The organism is Arthrobacter sp. B055-34, assembly GCF_059090425.1.
This window is the reverse complement of record NZ_JBNHFQ010000018.1, coordinates 17,722-39,192: the sequence shown is the minus strand read 5'-3', so window position 1 is coordinate 39,192 and position 21,471 is coordinate 17,722. Positions and strand designations below refer to the sequence as shown.

The window sequence follows — 21,471 nt, the reverse complement described above, 5'->3', positions numbered from 1 at the left end:
CCACGGCGACCGCTGTACCGGTCCGCTGTGAACACGCTGTTGTGGAGCAAAAGCGTGTGCCGGAGCCAAATACGTGAAACGCTTTTGCCATGTCGGACTTGTTTGAGGACTACGCCACCGCGGCGAAACGCAGCCCTGCCTTCGACGAGATGTTCGGCGCTGGTCAGATGCCGCGCGCCGAGTACGCGCATGTGGCGGCAGCATTGGGCGAATTGACGCTGGCGGATGTCACCTCACGGGCAGATTCCATGGCGCGGACCTTCCTGGACCGGGGAGTCACCTTCGACTTCGCCGGCGAGGAACGGCCTTTTCCACTGGATCTGGTGCCGCGGATCATCTCCGGGTCCGACTGGAACATTCTGGAGCGCGGCGTCACCCAGCGGGTCCGGGCACTGGAGTTCTTCCTGGACGACGTCTATAACCGGATGTCGGTGGTGGCGGACGGCGTGATTCCGCGCAAGCTCATCACCTCCAGCGCCAACTTCCACCGGGAAGCATACGGCTTCGATCCAGCCGGAGGCGTGCGCGTGCATATCGCCGGAATCGACGTGGTCCGGGACCAATCCGGCACCTTCCGTGTCCTGGAGGACAACGTCCGCGTTCCCAGCGGCGTCAGCTACGTGATCGAGAACCGACGCGCCATGGCGAAGGGCCTGCCGGAGGCATTCGGGCAGCAGCCCATCCGCCCGGTCGAGGAATACCCGCGGCGGCTGCTGACGGCGCTGCGCAAAACCGCACCTGCCGGCGCTGAGGATCCGACCGTCGTCGTACTCACTCCCGGCGTTTTCAACAGCGCCTATTTCGAACACACCCTGCTGGCCGGACTGATGGGCGTGGAACTGGTCGAAGGCCGGGACTTGATCTGCCGTGCCAACCGGGTCTACATGCGCACTACCGGCGGCGAGCAGCGCGTGGACGTGATCTACAAGCGGATCGACGACGAGTTCCTCGACCCCCTGCAGTTCAGGTCCGATTCGATGCTGGGCTGCCCCGGCATCGTCAATGCGGCCCGGGCCGGCAACGTGACCATCGCCAATGCAGTGGGCAACGGCGTCGCCGATGACAAGCTGGTTTACAGCTATGTGCCGGACCTGATTCGGTACTACCTGAGCGAAGAGCCTATCCTTCCCAACGTGGACACCTTCCGGTTGGAGGAACCCCAGGCCCGCGAAGAAGTCCTGGACCGGCTCGATGAACTGGTGGTCAAGCCAGTGGACGGTTCCGGCGGCAAAGGACTGGTGATCGGGCCGGATGCCACCAAGGAGGAGCTGGAGACGCTGCGCGCCAAGGTTCTCCAGGATCCGCGCGGCTGGATTGCCCAACCGGTGCTCCAGCTGTCCACGGTCCCCACCATGTCCGGCGGCCAGTTCAGCCCCCGGCATGTGGATCTGCGCCCCTTTGCGATTAACGACGGCGACGACGTCTGGGTGCTGCCCGGCGGATTGACCCGGGTGGCGCTGAAAGAGGGGTCGCTGATCGTCAACTCCAGCCAAGGCGGTGGGTCCAAGGACACCTGGGTGCTCGCCGACGGTTCGCCGGACACGCAGGTCGAAACGACCGGCAGTCCTGCCGTTGTGCCTGCCCCGCCGGCGCGGGAACAGGCGAGTGTCTGGCCGGTGGATTCAAACTGGCCCGACAGCCAGCCGGAACAGTAAAGGACGTTGTGACAGTGAACCAAGGAGGCAGGAACCGATGCTGAGCCGCATTGCGGAATCCCTGTTCTGGATAGGCCGGTATGTGGAACGCGCCGATGGCACGGCGCGCATCCTGGACGTCAATCTGGAGCGGCTGAACCAACTGCAGCCGGATGAGCAGCGCTTGGTGTCGCGGCAACTGCTCGGGATCATGGGCTCGCGACCCGACAGCGACGACTTCGGCCTAGGCGATCTGCTGAACAAGCTGGCCTATGACCGGGTGAGTCCGACCTCCATCGCCGGTGCGCTCGGGGCCGCACGCGAAAACGCCCGCCGGGCGCGCGAGACCGTCTCCTCAACGCTCTGGGAAGGGCTGAACACCACTTGGTACGGCCTTAGCCAGCACCGTAAAGACGTGGTGGGCACCTACCGGTTCTGCCACTGGGTGCTGGAACGCACCGCCATGATCAAAGGCTTGGCCGATACCACCATGAGCCACGACGAGAGCTGGCAGTTCCTCGCCCTGGGCCGCAGCCTCGAAAGGGCGGACATGACGGCTCGCATGCTCTCCACCCAAGGGGTGCTCTCTGCCGGGCTGTCCTGGGTGAACATGCTGCGCTGCGCGGGAGCTTACGAGTCCTTCTTGCGCACCCGGCGCGGGGCCTCAGGTGAAGAACAGGCCGCGGAGTTCCTGCTGCTGGACCGGTTGTTTCCGCGGTCCATTGTCTACGCGCTCAGCGACGCGGAAAAGGCCCTCGAGCGCCTGGATCCGTCCTACCAGCGGATCGGCTTCATCAACGACGCGCGCAGGATTGTTGGCCAGGCCCGCACCTTCCTGGAGTTCCACCAGCCCGATGATCTGCTGGCCGAGTTGCCCGAGCACATGGACCGCGTCCAGAGGGCCTGCGCCCAGGCTTCCGATGCCGTCACCCGGACCTACTTCGCCCAGCCCATCGATCTGTCCTGGGTGGGGGAAGTCTCATGAGCCGGCTGCGCATCGAACACCGGACCGGGTACCGCTACGACCGCAGCGTCACGCTCTCCTACAACGAGGCACGGATGACGCCCCTCACCGACTCCCAGCAAGTGGTGCTGGAATCATCCATGACGGTCAGCCCATCGAGCGCCGTCGTCAGCAATTACCGCGATTACTGGGGCACCCGGGTCACGGCCTTCGATATGCAGACGGCGCACGACTTCCTCGAAGTCACCTCGCTGACCACGGTAGAGGTCCATCGCAGCCAGAGGATTCCGGCCGCGGAGGAAACGGCGGATTGGGACGTGCTGCGGTCCGATCCGGTCTTGGACGACTACGCCGATTGGCTGCCCCAGACCCCTCTCAGCGAGCCCGGCGAGGAGGTCCTGAGATCGGTGCGCGAGTTGACGGATGGACTGCCGCCGCATGAGGCCGCCCACGCCCTGATGGCCTGGCTTAAGGCGGAAATGCAGTACGTCCCCGGCGTCACCGGGGTGCAGTCCAACGCTGAGGAGGTGTGGAACCACCGCAAGGGCGTTTGCCAGGACCTGGCACATCTGGGCATCGGCGCGCTGCGCGGCCTCGGTATTCCCGCTCGGTACGTCTCCGGGTACCTGCATCCCAAGCCGGACGCGGGGATCGGCGAGACGGTAACGGGGGAGTCCCACGCCTGGCTGGAGTGGTGGGACGGAGAATGGCGCAGCTGGGATCCCACCAACGCCGGCCCGATCAGCGACCTGCATGTGTCCGTGGCCCGCGGCAGGGACTACCGCGATGTCTCTCCACTGAAGGGCATACTCTCCGGCGGCGGCCGGTCCGAACTCAAGGTGCAGGTCGAGGTTACCCGGCTGGCATGAAGACGCAGAGGAGCGAAATGACCGAGCTACCTACCGTGGAACTCCACATTCACATCGAGGGCACGCTGGAGCCGGAGCTGATCTTCCGGCTCGCCGAACGCAACGGCATCAAGCTGCCGTATGGAGATATCGAAGAGCTGCGCTGTCACTATGAGTTCGTCGACCTGCAGTCCTTCCTGGACCTGTACTACAGCAATATGGCCGTACTCCGGACCGCGGATGATTTCGCCGATATGACCAGGGCGTACCTGACGCGCGCGGCGGCCGCGGGGGTCCGCCACGCGGAAATCATGATGGACCCGCAGGCCCACCTGTCCCGCGGAATCCCTTTGGCCACCTCGGTGGGAGCCGTTGCCGAAGTGTTGGCGAAGAGTGAATCCGAATTCGGAGTCAGCACAGAGCTGATAGCCGCATTCCTGCGGGATCGCCCCGCGGAAGAGGCACTCGCCGTACTGGACGACTTGCTTGCGATGGAAGTACCGATCATCGGTATCGGCCTGGATTCAGCCGAGCGGGACAACCCGCCCCGGAACTTCGTGGCGCTGTACGAGAGGGCCCGCCAAGCGGGCCTCAAACGCGTGGCACACGCGGGAGAGGAGGGGCCGCCGGACTATATCCGCGAGGCGCTGGACCTGCTGGCGGTGGACAGGATCGACCACGGCATCCGGTGCATGGAGGACGAGGAACTGGTGGAGCGCCTCATCGCCGAGCAGGTTCCGCTCACTGTCTGCCCGCTATCCAACGTGCGGTTGCGGGCCGTGGACACGTTGCCCGAGCACCCTCTGCCGCAGATGCTGCAGCGCGGCCTGAACGTGTCGGTGAATTCGGACGATCCGGCTTACTTCGGTGGTTATATCGACGAGAATTTCCGCCAGGTGCGTGCGGCCTTCAGTTTGAGCACCGCGCAGCTAGCCGATTTAGCCGCCAACTCCGTCAGGTCAGCCTTCCTGACGGACACGCGCCGCCGCGAATTGCTGGCCGAGGTCGAACAGTGGCGGCAACATCAAGCGTAGGCACAATGCCGCAGGTTTGTATCCGGATCTACCATGGCGACGGCTTGTAATCCTTCAGGAAGCAGCCGTACAGATCCACGCCTTCCTCCCCTTGGACCACGGGATCGTAGACACGGGCAGCACCGTCGACCAGATCCAGCGGGGCGTGGAACCCTTCGTCGGCCAGGCGCATCTTGGTGTGATGCGGCCGCTCATCGGTAATCCAGCCGGTGTCCACGGCAGTCATCAGGATGCCGTCCTCGGTGAACATTTCTTCCGCGCTGGTCCGGGTGAGCATGTTCAACGATGCCTTGGCCATATTGGTGTGCGGGTGGCCGGGACCCTTGTAACGACGCGAGAACTGGCCTTCCATGGCGGACACGTTCACGATGTACTTCCGCCGCGCGGACGAGGCAGCCATGGCGGGGCGCAGCCGGCTGACCAGCAGGAACGGCGCCGTCACGTTGCACAACTGGACTTCTAGCATTTCCAGCGGATCCACCTGGTCAACAACCTGCGTCCAGCTGTTAATGTGCGTGATGTCGGGGACCAGTCCACCGGCGTCGATCGCTGTTCCGTTGCTGATCCGTTCCGGCGTCGCGGAACGCGCGGTCAATGCCAGGGCCGTGATCTCGTCCGCCGCAAGCACCGGGTGGGAGGAAACTGAGCCGGCCAGGGCGATCGGATGCTTGTCATGGGCGTGGCCAAAGGTCACCAGTTCGGGGACGGTGCCGGCCCCGGCAGCCAGCGGCTCCGATTCGGCGTCCACGAGGGGACGGTAGGCATTGGGGGAGCGGCGCACGGTCTGGGCCGCATTGTTAATCAGGATGTCCAGCGGACCCGCTTCGGCGACTGAATCGGCCAGGGCGATGACCTGTGCCGGGTCGCGCAGATCGATCCCTACAATGCGCAGCCGGTGGATCCAGTCCGCACTGTCTTCCAACGCCATGAAGCGGCGTGCCGCATCCTTCGGGAAACGGGTCGTGATCGTGGTGTGGGCGCCGTCGCGCAGCAGGCGCAGGGCGATGTACATGCCGATTTTGGCGCGGCCGCCGGTCAGCAGGGCGCGCTTGCCGTGCAGGTCGGCGCGCGCTTCCCGCTTGCCGTGGCTGAATGCCGCGCATTCGGGGCAGAGCTGGTGGTAGAAGGCGTCCACCTGGGTGTACGGCTGCTTGCAGATGTAGCAGTTCCGCGGCCGGATCAGATGTCCGGCCACGTCGCCCCGGGCGGAGGAGGTCAACTGCAGCCCCTGGGTTTCGTCGTCGATCCGGTCCTCGGCCGCGGTAGCAGTCCGCGACATGACCTCCCGGTCGGCGGCAGCAACGGCGTCGCGCTTTTGAATCTTGCGGTGCCGTTTGACGGACTTGAACATCTTCCCGGTGGCGCGGCGCACTGCCACATAGTCCGGATGGTCCTCATCCAGGACATGGATCTGCTCGAGCACTTTCACGCACGCGGCGATTTCTTCCGGGGTCAGGTCTGGCTTGCTCATGTGGTGCTGTTTCACTCCGGAAGACTTGGCAGGGGATGGCCCGCATTGATACCGGGCCTTGCCAAGTTTACTGCCCCCGGGCTCCGTCCGTTGAACCCGGGGGACAAGGGCCTACGGGGTAGCCACCGGCGACGGGTTCTGGAGCAGGACCTCCTGGCCCTTGCTCAACACCGTCAAGCCGGATTCGGTCACGGTAAAGCCGCGCGCCCGGTCCAGCTCGGCATCGACGCCGATGCTGGCGCCGGCAGGCACGCGCACGTTCTTGTCCAGAATGGCCCGGCGGATCACTGCGCCTTTGCCCACGTTGACCTTGTCCATCAGGACGCTGTCCGATACCTCGGCCCGCTCCGCCACAAAGACATCCGTGGCGAGAACCGAGCCGGAGACCTCGGCGCCGGAGACCACAACACCCTGGGACAGGATCGAATCGAGTGCGGTACCGGCGGCGCCGCTGACGCCGCGGACCAGTTTGGCCGGCGGAGAGACGGACTGCCGGGTGTAGATGGGCCACTCAAGGTTGTACAGGTTGAATGCCGGCAGCGGGCTGATCAAATCCATGTGCGCGTCGTAGTAGGAATCCAGTGTTCCAACGTCGCGCCAGTACTGCTGGTCGGCAGCCGTTGAACCGGGAACGTCGTTGGCCGTGAAGTCGTAAACGGCAGCCTCACCGCGGTTCACGAAATACGGAATGATGTCCCCGCCCATATCGTGGTTCGTGTCCAGCCGTTCGGCGTCGGCCTCCAAGGCAGCCAGCAGCGCGTCGGTATTGAACACGTAGTTGCCCATGGACGCCAGGAAGCTGTCCGGATCATCCGGCAGGCCCGGGGTGCTGGCGGGCTTTTCGACAAAAGCCTTGATGCGTGTCGGCGCCTGCGGGTCGGTTTCGATCACGCCGAACTGGTCAGCGAGCTTCAGCGGCTGGCGGACGGCGGCGACGGATGCCGGTGCCCCGCTGGCAATATGGTCCTCAACCATCTGGGAGAAATCCATCCGGTACACGTGGTCCGCACCGATTACGACGACGATGTCCGGATTTTCGTCATGGATCAGGTTCAGCGACTGGTAGATAGCGTTGGCACTGCCCAGGAACCAGCTCTTGCCGCGGCGCTGCTGCGCCGGCACGGATGCCACATAGTTGCCCAGCTGGGTTGCCATCCGCCAGGTCTCGGAGATGTGCCGGTCAAGACTGTGCGACTTATACTGGGTCAGCACGACAATCTTCCGGTACTCCGAATTGACCAGATTGGACAGCGCGAAATCGATCAGCCGGTAGCTGCCGGCAAACGGCACGGCCGGTTTGGCCCTGTCTGCCGTCAATGGCATCAACCGCTTGCCCTCGCCGCCTGCTAAGACTACGGCGAGAACTTTCTTCTGTGGCATTGCATCTTCCCCGTTCAGTCGCTTAGTTCGTCCGTGAACCAACTATGAAGTCCCCCACGACATCAGACTAGAGGAGAACCCCCGGGTGCACTACGTTAGGTTTCGTGCGGATAGATATTGTGACGAAGGAATTCCCCCCTGCCATCTATGGCGGCGCCGGTGTTCATGTGGCCGAGCTCAGCCGTGTGCTGGCAGACAAAGTGGATCTGCGCGTCCACGCCTTCGGGGCTGACCGCCCCGCTGACTTCCACGGGGCGACGGTGCGCAGCTATGCGGTTCCGGCGTCCCTGAACGAGGCCAACCCCGCGGTCCAGACACTCGGAGTTGACCTCGAAATGCTCGCGGGCATCGAGGGCGCCGACCTGGTCCATTCACACACCTGGTACGCCAACATGGGCGGACATCTGGCCAGCCTGTTACACAACATTCCGCACGTATTAAGCGCGCATTCACTCGAGCCGCTGCGCCCGTGGAAGGCCGAGCAGCTCGGCGGCGGCTACGCGGTTTCGTCCTGGGTGGAGAAGACTGCCTACGAGGCCGCGGCGGCAATCATCGCGGTGTCCGCCGGAATGCGGAACGACATCCTGCGCAGTTACCCCGATGTGGACCCGGACAAGGTAAAGGTCGTCCACAACGGCATCGACGTCGAACTGTGGCAGCGGGATGAAAACGACGACGCCGTTCGCGCCCTGGGCATCGATCCGTCCCGTCCCAGCGTGGTGTTCGTGGGCAGGATAACGCGCCAAAAGGGCGTGCCGTACCTGCTGCGTGCGGCCAAGCTGCTTCCGCCCGAGGTGCAGGTGGTGCTCTGCGCCGGCGCGGCGGATACCCCGGAACTCGGGGCCGAGGTCAACGCCCTGATCGAAGACCTGCGCGCGGAACGCGACGGCGTGGTGCTCATCGAGCGGATGCTTCCCCGGAACGAGCTCATCCAGGTGCTCAGCCATGCGACGGCCTTTGCCTGCCCGTCCATTTATGAACCCCTCGGCATCGTCAACCTCGAAGCCATGGCCTGCGGTGCCGCCGTCGTCGCCAGCGCCACCGGAGGCATTCCGGAGGTTGTCGACCACGGCGTCACCGGCACGCTGGTCCCACTGGAACAGGTCCAGGACGGCACGGGAACGCCGCTGGATCCCGAAAAGTTCGTGCAGGATTTCGCGGCCGCATTGACGGAGACGGTCAGCGACCCGGCCCGCGCCCGGAAGCAGGGCGAGGCCGGACGCCGCCGCGCGGAAGAGCATTTCTCCTGGCACTCCATCGCGGAGACCACGCTTGAGGTCTACCGCAGCGTACTGAAGTAGAGCGCAGAGCCCCGCCGAACCGGTAGCCCCGGCCGGCGGGGCTGAGCGTTGAGTCAGTTCCCGGCTGCTGCCTGGCGTTTCTCCCGTTTGGCCGCCGCCTTCTGGCGGGCGATCAGAATTCTCTCATCCACTGGAGCCTCACCGCTGGCACGGCGTATGCGTGCATAGGCCATGGCTTCTTCTTGGCGCATGCCTTCAGCACCGGAGGCGATCTTCGCGCGAAGGTGCTCCGGGCCGTAGCCGAAGGCATCCACCAGGTCCAGCGAGAACGGGCGCAGACGGGCAAGCAGCCTGTTGATGTAGTCGCCGAGCGTCCGGGCGCGCTGTGCGGAGAGCCGGCCGTTCATCAGGTACCAGCCCAGGTTCTTCTCCACCAGACCCAGCCCGAAGAGGTCACGTACCCAGGTCAGCACCTGGCGGGTGTCCCGGTCCTCGATTCCGGGTAGCGCCCGGGTGAAGGCCTCCCACTGCAGCAGCTCGGCATGCGCGCGCGCCGCCTCGATGAGCTCGTTCTGGTGCTCATTGAACAACGCTGCGGCTTCGGCCTGCGGCAATCTGCTGGCGCTGCGCAAAGCGTTACCCGCCTCCTTGACCATCGCGGACACCCGCTCGGTCAGCAATTGGCGCTGGGTGTTTTCATCCTTGAGGTAATTGGCGGACTTCTTCTCGGAGCCGCTGTCCACAAAGGTCTGAGCGACCTGCCGCAGGCCGGTCCTATGCAGCGTGGCGTCTGCGGCCTTGTGGGCCACCCAGCGGGCCATCACGCCGAAGTCGGCATGGCGGAATTCCTTGGCATAGTCCGCCAGCAAACGCTTGGCGACCAGCTGCAGCAGGACGTTGTTGTCACCCTCGAAGGTCGCGTAGACATCCAGATCGGCATGCAGCGACGGGAGCCGGTTCTCGGCGAGGAAGCCGGCGCCGCCGCAGGCCTCGCGGCACTCCTGAATGGTGTCAAGGGCGTGCCAGGTACTCAAGGATTTGAGGGCCGCGGCCAACGTCTCCAAGTCCTGCCGGTCTTCGTCGGTATCGTGGGTTCCCGAAAAGACACCGTCGAACTGCTCGAGCAGTTCCTCGTGGGCGAAGGAGGCTGCATACGTAGTCGCGAGCCGCGGCAGCAGGCGCCGCTGATGGCGCTGATAGTCCATCAGTACTTCCTCGGTAGTGTCCGAAGCCGCGTTGAATTGCCGCCGCTCGTTGGCATATTTGATCGCGATGGACAGCGCTACCTTGCTTGCGGCTACGGCGGCACCGTCCAGGGACACTCGGCCCTGCACCAGCGTGCCCAGCATAGTGAAGAAGCGCCGGCCCGGGCTGGCAATGGAGGAGCTGTAGGTGCCGTCTGCGGCAACGTCCCCATAGCGGTTGAGCAGGTTGGTGCGGGGGATACGGACGTGGTCAAAATGCAGCCGACCGTTGTCGATGCCGTTCAAACCGCCCTTAAGGCCATCATCCTCACCGCCGACGCCGGGCAGGAAGTTCCGCTGTTCGTCGCGGATAGGGACAAAGAAGGCATGCACACCGTGGTCGACCCCGCGGGTGATCAGATGCGCAAAAACGACGGCGGCAAGCCCGTCCTTGGCCGCGTTGCCCAGGTAATCTTTCCACGCTGCCCGGAACGGTGTGTGCAGCACGAACTCCTGGCTCTGCGGATCGTATGTCGCGGTGGTGCCGATGCTGGCGACGTCGGAGCCATGCCCCGTTTCCGTCATGGCGAAGGCGCCCGGAATATCCATGTTCATGATCCCCGGCAACCACTTGTCGTGGTGTTCCTTCGTGCCCAGGTGGAGCACGGCGGAACCGAAGAGCCCCCATTGGACACCCGCCTTGATCTGCAAGGACGGATCCGCCACCACGAGCTCCTCGAAGCCCGCGATGTTGCCGCCGTGGTTGTCTTCTCCGCCGAGGTATCTCGGGAACGCGCGGTGGACCGCACCGCTGTCCACGAGGTATTTGAGCTGACCGGATACCCGTTCCCGATGTTCGGTCATGGTCAGCCCGTCAATGCCCTGGAGCTCGGGGCGGCCGGCCAGCTCGCGGGCCTGCCGGCGGATGTCCGCCCAGTTGCCGAGCAGATGGCCGCCCAGCGCAGCAACATCCACGGCGACCGGGGCCGTGATGCCGTCTTCCGGGAGTTCGGGAGCGCTTGTATTGGTGACTGTCACTTGGGTCATCCTTGATCCTTCAGCTGGTGGTTTTGTTCTTGTTGCTAGTGTTGCCGCCGGGGTTCGACGCGATCTGGGCGATGCCGTCAAAGAGCCAACCGGTGAGCTGCTCCGTCATTTGCTCCCTGCTGGGCTTGTCGTCGCCTTCGGGTGCTCCGAGCCAATGTTCGCCAGCTGCGCGGACCATACCGATGGCGGCGGGAGGCCAGTATGCGGCGGCTTTGAGCTGGGCTTCGGTGCTCTTGCCGGCTGTGAGATGGGCACGGAACGGAGCCTCCATCATGGCCGTCACGGCGGCGAAGAAGTGGCTTAGGACCGCCGCGCCACCGGCGCCGTCCGCCTCGCTTCCCGTAACTGCAGAGGTTTCCGCTCCGCCGGGCCGGGTAACAAAGGCGTAGACATGGGGCGACGATTCAGCCATTTGCAGGTAGACCGAAACCATCGCATGCAGCCCTTCGCGGGCTGTTGTGGCGGTCTCCGCCGCTTCCTGCAGCTTGTTCTGCATGCGTCCGATCACCACTTCGCCGACCGCCCGCTGGAGACCCGCCTTATCGCCGAAGTAGCGGTAAAAGACTGGTTTCGAGGTGCCTGCTGCCGCGGCGATCTCTTCCATCGACGCGTCCGGGCCCAGCCGGTGCACAGCCTGCCGGGCCGCCCTGATGAGCTCACGGCGCCGGGTAGCCCGGTGGGCATCCCACCGAGCCGATCGTCCATCTGCCGCAGGTTGTCCATGGGCAAGAGCTGTATTCACGATACCCAGCGTATCAGGTACGCTAGGTAGCAGTAACTACCTGATCTGCTACCGAGCTCCGAGGAGAACGCCCCCATGGCTGCTTCACCCGATGTGTCCGCCGCTTCCACTGACTCCGCCGCTGGTGCGGGAATCCGCAAGGCGGTAGTCATCGGTGGAAACCGCATCCCCTTCGCCCGCGCCAATGGCGCCTACACCAAAGCCAGCAACCAGGACATGCTCACCGCGGCCCTCGACGGCCTAGTTGCCCGTTTCGGACTGCAGGACGAACGCATCGGCGAGGTCGCCGCCGGGGCGGTACTCAAGCATTCCCGGGACTTCAACCTCACCCGCGAAGCCGTGCTCGGCTCCGCGCTCTCGCCGGAGACGCCCGTTTACGACCTGCAGCAGGCCTGCGCCACGGGACTGGAAACGGTCATGGGACTGGCGAACAAGATCAAACTGGGCCAGATTGAATCGGGAATCGCGGGCGGCGTCGACTCCGCCTCAGATGCGCCGATAGCAGTCAGCGAGGGACTGCGCGCTGTGCTGCTGGAGCTGAACCGCGCGAAGACGCTGCAGCAGAAGCTCACCGCCGTGGCCAAACTCAGGCCGAAGGACCTGGCGCCCAATGCCCCCGGTACGGCCGAACCCCGTACCGGGCTGTCGATGGGGGAGCACCAGGCCCTGACCACTGCCGCCTGGAACATCTCCCGGGAAGCACAGGACGAACTAGCCCTGGCCAGCCACAAAAACCTGGCCGCCGCCTACGACCGCGGGTTCTTCGACGATCTGGTCACCCCGTACCACGGCCTCACCCGCGACGCGAATCTTCGTGCCGACACCTCGCTAGAGAAGCTTGGCAAGCTGGGGCCGGTATTCGGCAAGAGCCTCGGCGAGAAAGCGACCATGACCGCAGGCAACTCCACGCCGCTGACCGACGGTGCGTCGGCCGTCCTCATCGGTTCGGAAGACTACGCCCGCGCGCACGATCTGCCCATGCTTGCGGACATAGTCGACTCGGAAGCGGCAGCCGTGGACTTCGTGCACGGCAAGGAAGGGCTGCTAATGGCACCGGCCTACGCCGTCCCGCGGCTGCTGGCGCGGAACAACCTCACCTTCGAGGACTTCGACTACTTTGAGATCCACGAAGCATTTGCCGGCACCGTACTGTGCCACCTGGCCGCGTGGGAGAGCGAAGAATTCTGCCGCAACAAGCTCGGGCTGGATAAAGCGCTCGGGGCCATCGACCGCAGCAAACTCAATGTCAACGGCTCATCGCTCGCGGCCGGTCATCCCTTCGCCGCTACCGGGGGACGGATCGTAGCGACGCTGGCCAAGCTGCTCCACGAGAAAGCGGCAACCGAGGGCAACCGCGGACGCGGACTGATCTCGGTCTGCGCAGCAGGCGGCCAGGGCGTCGTCGCCATTCTGGAGGCCCGCTAAGCCATGACGGATTCCTACCTGACGCTCGTCAACAGCGGACTGTCCAAGAACATTGCGAAGAAGCTTGGCCTGCCACGGCCGGCCATCCTGCGGCGCTACCACCCGGGCCAGCCCTTGGTTCCCGGACCCGTGCTCCTGATCGGCAGCAGTGCCGGTACCGAGGCGCTGGCCACGGAGCTGCTGGCGTGGGGACTCGATGTGCGCCGCCACGCCGGGCCCAAGGACAAGCTGGGGGCGATTATCGCCGTGCTGGACGAAGTATCCGATCCCGAGGAACTTGCCGAGCCGATGTTGGCCGTCGGTTCCTCACTGCGGAGCCTTCTGCCGGGCGGGCGCGTCGTGACGATCTCCCGCCCGGCGTCCGCTGCGGAAGCCCCGGCACGGGCGGCAGCCCGGCAGGGGGTCCAAGGCGCGCTGCGCTCCCTCGCGCATGAACTCCGTGGCGGCGCCACCGGCAACGGCATCCTGCTCGACGAAGGCGTGGATGCCAAGGCCCCCAGCGCATTGGCGGCGCTGCGCTTCTTCCTGTCCGGCCGCAGTGCCTACGTGGATGGCCAGTTCCTGCTCGTCGGGTCACCAGAAGGGCAGCTGCCGGCAGACTTCGACCGGCCGCTGGCGGGGCAGGTCGCCGTCGTTACCGGTGCAGCCCGTGGCATTGGCGCTGCCATAGCCAAGGTCCTGCACCGCGACGGCGCCCGGGTTATCTGCGTGGATGTACCCTCCGCCGGCGAGCAGCTGGCAAAGGTATCCAACGAAACCGGCGGAACGGCGCTGCAGCTCGATATCACCGGCGACGGTGCCGGGCAGAAAATCCTGGAACATGCCCACAGCCGCTACGGAAGGCTGGACATCGTGGTCCACAATGCCGGTATTACCCGGGACAAACTGCTGGCGAACATGGATGAAGCCAAGTGGAATTCGGTGATCAGCGTCAATATCGCCTCCCAGCTGCGGATCAACGAGGTCCTGCTGGCCTCCGAGCTGTTCCCGCAGGCTCCGCGCATGGTCTCGCTTGCCTCGACCAGCGGTATCGCCGGCAACCGCGGGCAGACCAACTATGCGGCTTCTAAAGCCGGGGTCATCGGGATGGTTGCCGCCTCCGCGGGGGCCCTCGCCGAACGCGGCGGTTCCATTAACGCCGTCGCTCCTGGCTTCATCGAAACGGAGATGACGGCGAGGATCCCCCTGGCGACCCGGGAAATCGCACGCCGGATGCTGCCGTCCCTGCAGCAGGGCGGACTTCCGCTCGACGTCGCCGAGACGGTCTCCTTCCTGGTCAGCGATGCGGCCGGGGGCATTAACGGACAGACACTGCGGGTCTGCGGCCAGAGCCTGGTGGGCGCATGAGCACCCGCGAAGCCATTGCGCTCCCGGAACTGCCGTCCCTGTCCAAGCTGTATGTCAGCGCCCTCTCGACGGCCGCGAGGACCAAGCTGGGGTCGCTGGAACGCAGCCATGCCCTGCCCCACGTGCAGCACACCGTCGCGGACCTGCAGGTCAGCCTGGAGCACGTCACCACGTTCCAGCACCTGTTGCACGGCACGGTGCGGGACACCCTGCCCTCTGTGTTCGTCCACTCGGTGGCGTTCCCGGTAGTCATGAGTGTGCTGACGCGTCCGGATTTCCCACTCCCGCTGCTGGGCATGGTCCACTTGGGCAACCGGGTGCGACACCTGCGCAGCATCGACTTCAGTGAACCCCTGACGGTCACGGCGTGGGCGGAAAACCTGGCCGGCCATCACGCGGGTACCTGTGTGGACGTGCGTGTCGATGTCCAGGCAACGGGGGAGAACGTCTGGGAAGGCACGTCCACCTACCTGGCCAAGGGACTGTACCTGCCCGGCCTGGACAAGACGAGCCGCCCCGAACGGCAGGACTTCGTGCCGCCCCAACCGACGGCCAAATGGCGCCTTGGTCCGGAAGCGGGACGGGAGTATGCCGCCGTCTCCGGCGACTTCAACCCGATCCACCTGAGCGCGCTGTCTGCCAAGATCCTCGGATTGAAACGTTCAATTGCGCACGGCATGTATTTGGCTGCCCGGGTCATCAACAGTGTCGAGGCCGTTGCGGCGGAGCCATTCGCCTGGGACATCGAGTTCGCCGCGCCGGTGTTCCTGCCGGCCACGGTTGCCCTGCGGATTGAGGACCACGAAGCGGACGGCCGGTGGGATTCTGCGGACTTCACCGGCTGGGGCGAGCGCAGCCACCGCAAGCACTTCAGCGGCAGCGTCCGCGCCCTCTGACCCGCCGGAAGTATGCTTGGCACCATGACTGAAGACCACCGATTGCTGAAGCGTGCCCGCGAGCTGGACGCAGCGGACCAGTTGGCGTCGTTCCGGACCCGCTTCGTGGGGCACGACGACGCCACCGTCCGCTCGTATCTGGACGGCAACTCCCTGGGACGCCCGCTCCAGGCCAGCGTGGAACGGGTCCAGGAACTGATGGTGTACCAGTGGGGCGGCCGTCTGATCCGCGGCTGGGACGAAACCTGGCTGCAGTTGCCGAAAATGATCGGGGACGAGCTGGGCCGCGTGGCGCTGGGTGCTGCGCCGGGCCAGTGCATCGTGGCGGACTCCACCACGGTGCTGCTGTACAAACTGGCCCGGGCCGCGATCCAGGCACGCCCCGGACGTAACAGGATTGTCATTGACCGCGACAATTTTCCGTCCGACCGGTTCATCGTGGAGGGCATCGCAGACGAATGCGGACTCGAACTGGACTGGCTCGAGGCACCGCAGGATGGCGGTGTGGACGCCGAACTCGTCCGGTCGGTCGTAGGTCAGGACACGGCACTGGTGCTGCTCAGCCATGTGGCCTACCGGTCCGGGTATCTGGCCGACATGCCCGCCATTACCCAGGCAGTGCACGACGCCGGGGCTCTGGTCTTGTGGGATCTGTGCCATTCCGTTGGAGTCGTCCCGATTGAGCTGGACGCCTGGGGCGTGGACCTCGCCGTCGGATGCAGTTACAAGTACCTCAACGGCGGTCCCGGCGCCCCGGCCTGGGCCTATGTCAGGGCCGAGCATCAGCATTTCCGGCAGCCGATCCAAGGGTGGATCGGCAGTGCAAATCCCTTTGAGATGGGGCAGGGCTATGAGCCCGCCCCGGGCATCGGCCGGTTCGCCAGCGGCACGCCGCCGATCATCGGCATGACGGCCATCCAGGACATGGTGGACCTGATCGGCACCACCGGGATCAAGCATATCCGTGCAAAGTCCGTGGCCCTGACGGAATTCGCCGTCGAGGTGACGGAGGAGCTGCTGGCGGGCTACGGCGTCGTTATTTCCTCACCCCGGGACCCCGCGCAGCGCGGCAGCCATATCACCATCGACCATCCTTCGTTCAAGAAGGTGGTGGGCAGCCTCTGGGAGCAGGGAATCATTCCGGACTTCCGCGAACCCGACGGCCTGCGGCTGGGACTATCGCCCTTGTCCACCAGTTTCGAAGAGGTCTATGTCGGGGTGGCAGCGATCCAGGCGGAACTCGCGCTCGGCTGACCGCGGCTGCCAGCCGGCGGCCCGGCCGGACAGGACCGGAATGGCGGCGGCGGCGCTACGCGAAGTGATCCACCGCATGCTGGTAACTGTGGGCGGTCAGGGCAGCGGTCTGTTCCCAGCCGAAGGCCGCGGCATGGATCGCCGCGCTGACTCCCAGCCGGTGGCGGAAGTCCGGGTACTCGTACAGCTCGCGCAGGGCCGAGGCCCAGTCCTGTGCCGCATGCCCGTCCACCAGCAGCCCGGTAACGCCGTGGCTGACCGCCGAGGGCAGGCCTCCGACGTTGGTGGCGACCACCGGTGTGCCGCAGGCCTGTGCCTCAAGCGCCACGAGGCCGAAGGACTCGCTGTAGGAGGGCACTACCACCACGTCGGCGCTGCGGAAGTGTTCGGCCAGTTCCGCAGCGCCCACCGGCGGCAGCAGCCGGACCGTCTCCTCCAGGCCCAGCTGGTGGATCAGCGGTCCCAGTTCCAGTTTGCTCGCGCCGCTGGCTTCACCGATGACGGTGATCTGCAGGCGCATGTCGGGGCAGAACTCCTTCAGCCGGGCCGCCGCGTTGACCAATACTTGTGGTCCCTTCAGGGCCTGGATCCGACCGGCGAAGCAAATGTGGAAAACGCCCGGGGCGATGCCCGCGTTGCGCCGCGCCTCGTCCCGGCCCTCCGGCGTGAAGTTCGATAGATCCACCCCGGGCGGAACCACATCGATCTTTTCTCCGGCGGTCCCGTACAGCTCCTTGAGCTCGCCGGCCTCGGTGAGCGTGTTGGCGATGAGGCGGGCCGCGCCGTCAGCGACGTCCTGTTCGCCGGTGATCCTGATTTGCGGCTCCGGGGATTCGCCGGACTGCAGGTGTCGGTTCTTGACCTTGGCCAAGGTGTGCATCGAATGCACCAGAGGCACCCGCCAGTCGCGCTGCAGCTGAAGCCCCACGGCGCCGGAGAGCCAGTAGTGGGAATGGATGACATCGTAGGCGCCGGCGTTGTCGGCCGAGGTAAACCTGCGCAGTTCTGCCTCCAGCCGCGGCAGCAGCCGGGGGAGTTCCTCTTTGGGCACGGTGTCCGCGGGGGCGCCGGGCAGGTGGATGACGCGCGCCCCAGGCCGCGGATACTCCACCGGCTCCTGATCCTCCACCGTGGAGCGGGTGAAGACATCCACCTGCGCTCCCATCGCAATCAGTTCCCGTGAGACTGCCCGGACGTAAACGTTCATGCCGCCTGCATCGCCGCCGCCGGGCACAGCCAGCGGCGAGGTATGGAGGGAAAGGACCGCAATTCGGCGCAGGGGGCGCATGGGCTTCCTTCCCTCAGGGCTTGGCGGACGTAGCATCAACTTTAGTCGGTGCTGAACCTTCTGCCGTCCGGACGCGTCTGGATCAGTAAACGCGTTCGGGTCGATGAAACGTCACAGCCGGCCGCGGCGACGAAAGCCATCGGAGTTAAGGGGAACACCGTCATGGAGTACGTAGTCAATGGACTGCCGATGCACGTTCTGTTGGTCCATGCCACGGTCATCGTGATTCCGGTTGCGGCGTTGTGCACCATTCTGAGCCTAGTCTGGCCGACGGCGCGGCGAAGGCTTGGCATCGTGACCCCGCTGATCGCCCTTGCAGCCCTGGTGCTGGTGCCCATCACGCAGCAGGCCGGGGATTGGCTGCTCACGCGGATCGATGTAACACCGCTGGTGCAGGAGCACCAGCAGCTGGGCGAAATGATGCTGCCCTGGGTAATCGGCATCTTTATCGCCGCACTGGGCCAGTGGCTGTGGTTCCGCTATGGCACGACGGCGGCGGCGGGCATCCGCCACAAGCTCGGCAAGGTGGGGACTCGGGTACTGGCGGCCCTCGCCGTGCTGGTGGTTGCTGCCGTATGTGTGGGCGCCACGGTCATGATTGTCCAGGTGGGCGAATCCGGCGCCAGGGCCGTATGGCAGGGCAGCTTCAGCGAGGGCTAGTGCATGGTGAACCGGCGGGCCACCAGTGTGGCTGCACCGGGGACGGCCAGGGCGCGCAGCAGCAGGCTGTTCCGCGCATTCAGCACCGCAGGCGGAAGCGGGCGGCCCAGCGCCATATTCAGATGGGCTTGCCATCCTGCCGTGGCCGCGGCTGCGCGCCGGCTGCGCTCGAATACGCGCAATTGTTCACCGGTGTCCTGCCCTTGAAGTGCCGCGGAAATGATCGGGGCAAGCGCGGCAGCGTCCAGCCACCCCAGATTCATGCCCTGCCCGCCAATGGGGCTGATTTCATGGGCGGCGTCCCCGATCAGGGCAACGCGGCCGTGGACCATGCGGCGGACTCGCCGCGAGCGCACGGCGAACGAGCTGAGCATCGAATTGGTGGCGACGTCCACGCTCCGGCCGGTGCGCCCGGAGATCAGATCGGCCAGCCGCCCCGGCTGCGGCTCATGGTCCAGGGCTGGGGTTCTGACCACCCAGCGGCGGAGGCCTCCGGGCAGTGGAAAGGACTCGACGATGCCGTCCGGCTCCAGGTAGAGAACGGCGGTGGCTCCGTCGGAAGTAGTGTCCGCGAAGTCGCCCATCACGTACGTATCGGGATAGCGCCGCGATGCCACGGGCACTTGCAAAAGGTCCCTGATGGTGGAACGGGCACCATCGGCTGCCACTGCCAGCCGAGCGTAGACCTTCTCCGGTCCCCGGTCGGTGCTGCCGCCGGCGTTGCCGGTTGTCCCGCTGCAGCGGCCGACTTCCAGCGTGACCCGGCCCCCGCCGTCGTCAATCCTTTGGGCCGTCCTGCCGTAATGAACCCGGCCGCCGAACGCGCGCAACTGCTGCTCCAGGATCTGTTCCGTCATTACCTGGGGCACTGCGAGCACGTACGGATGTGGTCCGGGCACGCACCCGAAGTCCAGAACAGCGATGTCGCGGCCGCTGCGGCGCGCCACTCCGTCCCTGATCCGCACGCCGGAGGCAATCAGCTCTTCGGCAACCCCGGCTTCGGCCAGGACGGCGAGCGCGGGCGGGTGGATACCGATCGCACGCGAGTGAGCACTGCGCTGCCTGCGCTGCTCAAGAATAACGACGTCGAGGCCGCGCCGTCGGAGCAGAATTCCGAGCAGCAGCCCTACCGGACCGGCGCCCACAATAGCCACGTCATGCATGGCTCTGCGGCCTGTAGCTGAGCAGGTGGTGGAACGGCCTCTTGGTGCTGACCGTCCAGCCTGGCGGCGCAAGCTGTTGTAGTTCGCTGGAGGTGTAGCTGCGGCGGATGGAAGTCAGTCCGTCCCTGCGGATGTAGGAACCGGGGAAGAACGGCAGCGTCCCGGCGGAAAAAAGCGCGTAGGCCAGCGGGCTGCGGCGAATGTCGTTGTGCAAGGCCGCGCGGCGGCACAACTGCTGTGAGTCAGACAGCAGCGCCGGCAGCTGGGTGGCGTCCAGATGGTGGAGCAGGTGGTTGGATGTAACCAGGTCGAAGGTGCGTCCCTGTGCCACCAGTTCGGAACTGAGCGCGCGCTGGAACACCAGGCCGTCCACCTTGGGCCGGGAGACGGCGAACGCGTGGGCCCGCTCATCCGGGTCGATCGCGGTGATCTCCAGCGGGATGCCGTCGCGGGCGGCCCACTTGGCGATCGCCCGGGGAATGTCGCCGCCGCCCGAGCCGATATCCAGCAAGGTGTTGGGCCCGTTCGGCCTCAGCAACGGGCGCAGCTGCCGCCGGTAAACGCCGTGCCAGCCCGACACTGCCCAGTTAATGACCGGAAACTGCCGGTAGGTGCGCTCCAGCTTCCGCTCATCGCAGTCAGGCCGGTCCATCTCCTCGACGGCGTCGACCGCCCGCTCCGCCAGAAAACGCACTACTGCTGCCCGCCGTGCCTAGACAGTAGCCGGCTCGCTGGCCGCTGCCCGCGACGTCGTGATCGTCGGAGCGCCGCTCTTCGTGAACAGGCCGGTTTCCACAGTCAGCCCCGGACCGAAGGCCATGGAGCAGATGCGTTCGTCGTCTCCGGCGAACGGTGCGTCCATAATGTGCTTGAGCACGAACATCACGGTGGCACTGGACATGTTGCCGTAGTCACGCAAGGTCTCCCGGGCCGGGACCAGCTGGTCTTCGCGCAGCTGCAGTTTGGCTTCCACCTTGTCCAGGATGCTGCGTCCCCCGGGGTGGATGGCCCAATGCTCGATCTCTTCATAGGGCCGGTCATGCACGGAGGCATCGCGGGCCAGCAGGGGTTCCAGCGCGCCGACGATATGCTCGTCGATGATGTGCGGTACATAAGTGCCCAACACCATCTCGAAGCCCTCATCGCCAATGTTCCACGCCATTGATTCCTCGCCGACAGGGGTCAGCACCGTCTCGAAATGATCGAGCACAATACCAGGGGACGACGACGGCAGGTCCCGGGCGGTGACAATCGCCGCGGCGGCGCCGTCGGCGAACAGGGACGAACCCATGATGGTATCCGGGTCATTGGAGGTGCGTACGTGCAGCGTGCACAGTTCCGCGGTCACCACGAGGACAACCGCGTCCGGATCGGCCTCGCAGAAGGATTTCGCCGCGCGCAGAGCGGGAAAAGCGGCATAACAGCCCATGAAGCCCAGATGGTAGCGCTGGACGGCGGGGCTCAGCCCGAGAGCCCGCACCACTTTGTAGTCCGGTCCGGGGTTGAAAAACCCCGTGCAGGAAACCGTAATTACGTGCGTCACCTCGCTAGCAGTGATCCCCGGACAAGCGGCCAGGGCTTTGGAAGCTGCTTCGATGAAGAGCGGAGTGGCTGCACCAGCAAACTTGTCGTTTCGGACCTTCGTACTGGGGCTCAGAATGAGCCGGGTCTCCGGATCGAAGAAGACCGGCGTCTCCGAGCGCCGCTCCAGGGTCAGTTCTTCTACCGCCGTATAGCGCGTCTCGATTCCTGAATAGTCAAAGGACGTCCCCACCAGCCTCTGGCCCAGGCGGGTCAGGCCCGGCTGTGCGGCGAAGACGTCGCGTACCTGGGACTGGACCAGAATGGTCTCGGGAACTGCGGTTTCAAGGGACCTCATGGTGACCGGCATAG

The 21,471-nt window shown here is 65.4% G+C and carries 18 protein-coding genes; 10 read left to right on the top strand and 8 right to left on the bottom strand.

Translation table 11 applies throughout. The features are described 5' to 3' along the window. Window positions 1-89 precede the first annotated feature (89 nt). From AC5RWO_RS21355 to AC5RWO_RS21340, 4 genes are read left to right on the top strand one after another with little or no spacing between them, the layout of a single operon-like run. A complete protein-coding gene (locus AC5RWO_RS21355) occupies window positions 90-1,655 on the top strand; it encodes a circularly permuted type 2 ATP-grasp protein (protein ID WP_498733926.1) in 1,566 nt (521 codons plus the stop codon). Between the two features lie 37 nt (window positions 1,656-1,692). Next, window positions 1,693-2,619 (top strand): alpha-E domain-containing protein, encoded by a 927-nt coding sequence (locus AC5RWO_RS21350; RefSeq protein WP_498733925.1) that lies wholly within the window; start codon window positions 1,693-1,695, stop codon window positions 2,617-2,619. Further along, on the top strand, window positions 2,616-3,467 hold the full coding sequence (locus AC5RWO_RS21345; RefSeq protein ID WP_498733923.1) for a transglutaminase family protein: 852 nt from the start codon (window positions 2,616-2,618) through the stop codon (window positions 3,465-3,467). The genes AC5RWO_RS21350 and AC5RWO_RS21345 overlap by 4 nt, the downstream gene beginning before the upstream one ends. A 17-nt stretch (window positions 3,468-3,484) precedes the next feature. Beyond that, on the top strand, window positions 3,485-4,480 hold the full coding sequence (locus tag AC5RWO_RS21340; protein WP_498733921.1) for an adenosine deaminase: 996 nt from the start codon (window positions 3,485-3,487) through the stop codon (window positions 4,478-4,480). A gap of 28 nt (window positions 4,481-4,508) precedes the next feature. On the opposite strand, the gene AC5RWO_RS21335 is transcribed toward AC5RWO_RS21340, so the two are convergent. Beyond that, window positions 4,509-5,951, bottom strand: a complete 1,443-nt coding sequence (locus AC5RWO_RS21335; RefSeq protein ID WP_498733919.1) for an SDR family NAD(P)-dependent oxidoreductase — start codon at window positions 5,949-5,951, stop codon at window positions 4,509-4,511. A gap of 111 nt (window positions 5,952-6,062) precedes the next feature. Beyond that, window positions 6,063-7,331 (bottom strand): glucose-1-phosphate adenylyltransferase, encoded by a 1,269-nt coding sequence (gene glgC / locus AC5RWO_RS21330; RefSeq protein ID WP_498733917.1) that lies wholly within the window; start codon window positions 7,329-7,331, stop codon window positions 6,063-6,065. A 104-nt stretch (window positions 7,332-7,435) separates the two neighbouring features. On the opposite strand from glgC, the gene glgA reads away from it, so the two are divergent. Continuing rightward, on the top strand, window positions 7,436-8,632 hold the full coding sequence (glgA, locus tag AC5RWO_RS21325) for a glycogen synthase (RefSeq protein ID WP_498733915.1): 1,197 nt from the start codon (window positions 7,436-7,438) through the stop codon (window positions 8,630-8,632). A gap of 53 nt (window positions 8,633-8,685) precedes the next feature. Here glgA and AC5RWO_RS21320 read toward each other — a convergent pair whose 3' ends face one another. After that, window positions 8,686-10,803: an acyl-CoA dehydrogenase family protein gene (locus tag AC5RWO_RS21320; RefSeq protein WP_498733913.1), complete on the bottom strand. Its 2,118-nt coding sequence runs from the start codon at window positions 10,801-10,803 to the stop codon at window positions 8,686-8,688. 10 nt (window positions 10,804-10,813) lie between these two features. After that, on the bottom strand, window positions 10,814-11,545 hold the full coding sequence (locus AC5RWO_RS21315; protein ID WP_498733911.1) for a TetR family transcriptional regulator: 732 nt from the start codon (window positions 11,543-11,545) through the stop codon (window positions 10,814-10,816). Window positions 11,546-11,620: 75 nt separating this feature from the next. On the opposite strand from AC5RWO_RS21315, the gene AC5RWO_RS21310 reads away from it, so the two are divergent. From AC5RWO_RS21310 to AC5RWO_RS21295, 4 genes are read left to right on the top strand one after another with little or no spacing between them, the layout of a single operon-like run. Next, the gene (locus AC5RWO_RS21310) at window positions 11,621-12,970 is read left to right on the top strand and encodes an acetyl-CoA C-acetyltransferase (protein WP_498733909.1); all 1,350 of its coding nucleotides are present in this window, start codon (window positions 11,621-11,623) and stop codon (window positions 12,968-12,970) included. A 3-nt stretch (window positions 12,971-12,973) separates the two neighbouring features. Continuing rightward, on the top strand, window positions 12,974-14,317 hold the full coding sequence (locus AC5RWO_RS21305; protein ID WP_498733907.1) for a 3-oxoacyl-ACP reductase: 1,344 nt from the start codon (window positions 12,974-12,976) through the stop codon (window positions 14,315-14,317). Further along, window positions 14,314-15,213, top strand: a complete 900-nt coding sequence (locus AC5RWO_RS21300; protein ID WP_498733906.1) for a MaoC/PaaZ C-terminal domain-containing protein — start codon at window positions 14,314-14,316, stop codon at window positions 15,211-15,213. Before AC5RWO_RS21305 ends, AC5RWO_RS21300 begins: the two co-directional genes overlap by 4 nt. Before the next feature lie 24 nt (window positions 15,214-15,237). Continuing rightward, on the top strand, window positions 15,238-16,467 hold the full coding sequence (locus AC5RWO_RS21295; RefSeq protein ID WP_498733904.1) for a kynureninase: 1,230 nt from the start codon (window positions 15,238-15,240) through the stop codon (window positions 16,465-16,467). 55 nt (window positions 16,468-16,522) lie between these two features. Here AC5RWO_RS21295 and mshA read toward each other — a convergent pair whose 3' ends face one another. After that, window positions 16,523-17,755, bottom strand: coding sequence for a D-inositol-3-phosphate glycosyltransferase (gene mshA / locus AC5RWO_RS21290; protein WP_498733903.1), 1,233 nt, complete (start codon window positions 17,753-17,755; stop codon window positions 16,523-16,525). 189 nt (window positions 17,756-17,944) lie between these two features. On the opposite strand from mshA, the gene AC5RWO_RS21285 reads away from it, so the two are divergent. Continuing rightward, window positions 17,945-18,415 (top strand): hypothetical protein, encoded by a 471-nt coding sequence (locus tag AC5RWO_RS21285; RefSeq protein ID WP_498733901.1) that lies wholly within the window; start codon window positions 17,945-17,947, stop codon window positions 18,413-18,415. On the opposite strand, the gene AC5RWO_RS21280 is transcribed toward AC5RWO_RS21285, so the two are convergent. The 3 genes from AC5RWO_RS21280 to AC5RWO_RS21270 are packed head-to-tail and all read right to left on the bottom strand — an operon-like array spanning window position 18,412 to window position 21,469. Then, window positions 18,412-19,578, bottom strand: a complete 1,167-nt coding sequence (locus tag AC5RWO_RS21280; protein ID WP_498733900.1) for an FAD-dependent oxidoreductase — start codon at window positions 19,576-19,578, stop codon at window positions 18,412-18,414. The two genes, AC5RWO_RS21285 and AC5RWO_RS21280, sit on opposite strands and share 4 nt — an antisense overlap. Beyond that, window positions 19,571-20,272, bottom strand: coding sequence for a class I SAM-dependent methyltransferase (locus AC5RWO_RS21275; RefSeq protein ID WP_498733899.1), 702 nt, complete (start codon window positions 20,270-20,272; stop codon window positions 19,571-19,573). The genes AC5RWO_RS21280 and AC5RWO_RS21275 overlap by 8 nt, the downstream gene beginning before the upstream one ends. A gap of 18 nt (window positions 20,273-20,290) precedes the next feature. Then, window positions 20,291-21,469 carry a type III polyketide synthase gene (locus tag AC5RWO_RS21270; protein ID WP_498733897.1) on the bottom strand — a complete coding sequence of 393 codons (1,179 nt, stop codon included), beginning with the start codon at window positions 21,467-21,469 and terminating at the stop codon, window positions 20,291-20,293. Window positions 21,470-21,471 lie beyond the last annotated feature (2 nt).

Excerpts from the sequence above, each read along its gene's own strand:
- AC5RWO_RS21355 (WP_498733926.1), top strand. The coding sequence starts at position 90 with ATGTCGGACTTGTTTGAGGACTACGCCACCGCGGCGAAACGCAGCCCT.
- AC5RWO_RS21295 (WP_498733904.1), top strand. The coding sequence starts at position 15,238 with ATGACTGAAGACCACCGATTGCTGAAGCGTGCCCGCGAGCTGGACGCA.
- AC5RWO_RS21335 (WP_498733919.1), bottom strand. The coding sequence starts at position 5,951 with ATGAGCAAGCCAGACCTGACCCCGGAAGAAATCGCCGCGTGCGTGAAA.
- AC5RWO_RS21310 (WP_498733909.1), top strand. The coding sequence starts at position 11,621 with ATGGCTGCTTCACCCGATGTGTCCGCCGCTTCCACTGACTCCGCCGCT.
- AC5RWO_RS21270 (WP_498733897.1), bottom strand. The coding sequence starts at position 21,469 with ATGCCGGTCACCATGAGGTCCCTTGAAACCGCAGTTCCCGAGACCATT.
- AC5RWO_RS21320 (WP_498733913.1), bottom strand. The coding sequence starts at position 10,803 with ATGACCCAAGTGACAGTCACCAATACAAGCGCTCCCGAACTCCCGGAA.
- AC5RWO_RS21305 (WP_498733907.1), top strand. The coding sequence starts at position 12,974 with ATGACGGATTCCTACCTGACGCTCGTCAACAGCGGACTGTCCAAGAAC.
- glgC (WP_498733917.1), bottom strand. The coding sequence starts at position 7,331 with ATGCCACAGAAGAAAGTTCTCGCCGTAGTCTTAGCAGGCGGCGAGGGC.
- AC5RWO_RS21345 (WP_498733923.1), top strand. The coding sequence starts at position 2,616 with ATGAGCCGGCTGCGCATCGAACACCGGACCGGGTACCGCTACGACCGC.
- mshA (WP_498733903.1), bottom strand. The coding sequence starts at position 17,755 with ATGCGCCCCCTGCGCCGAATTGCGGTCCTTTCCCTCCATACCTCGCCG.
- AC5RWO_RS21300 (WP_498733906.1), top strand. The coding sequence starts at position 14,314 with ATGAGCACCCGCGAAGCCATTGCGCTCCCGGAACTGCCGTCCCTGTCC.
- AC5RWO_RS21340 (WP_498733921.1), top strand. The coding sequence starts at position 3,485 with ATGACCGAGCTACCTACCGTGGAACTCCACATTCACATCGAGGGCACG.
- AC5RWO_RS21350 (WP_498733925.1), top strand. The coding sequence starts at position 1,693 with ATGCTGAGCCGCATTGCGGAATCCCTGTTCTGGATAGGCCGGTATGTG.
- AC5RWO_RS21280 (WP_498733900.1), bottom strand. The coding sequence starts at position 19,578 with ATGCATGACGTGGCTATTGTGGGCGCCGGTCCGGTAGGGCTGCTGCTC.
- AC5RWO_RS21285 (WP_498733901.1), top strand. The coding sequence starts at position 17,945 with ATGCACGTTCTGTTGGTCCATGCCACGGTCATCGTGATTCCGGTTGCG.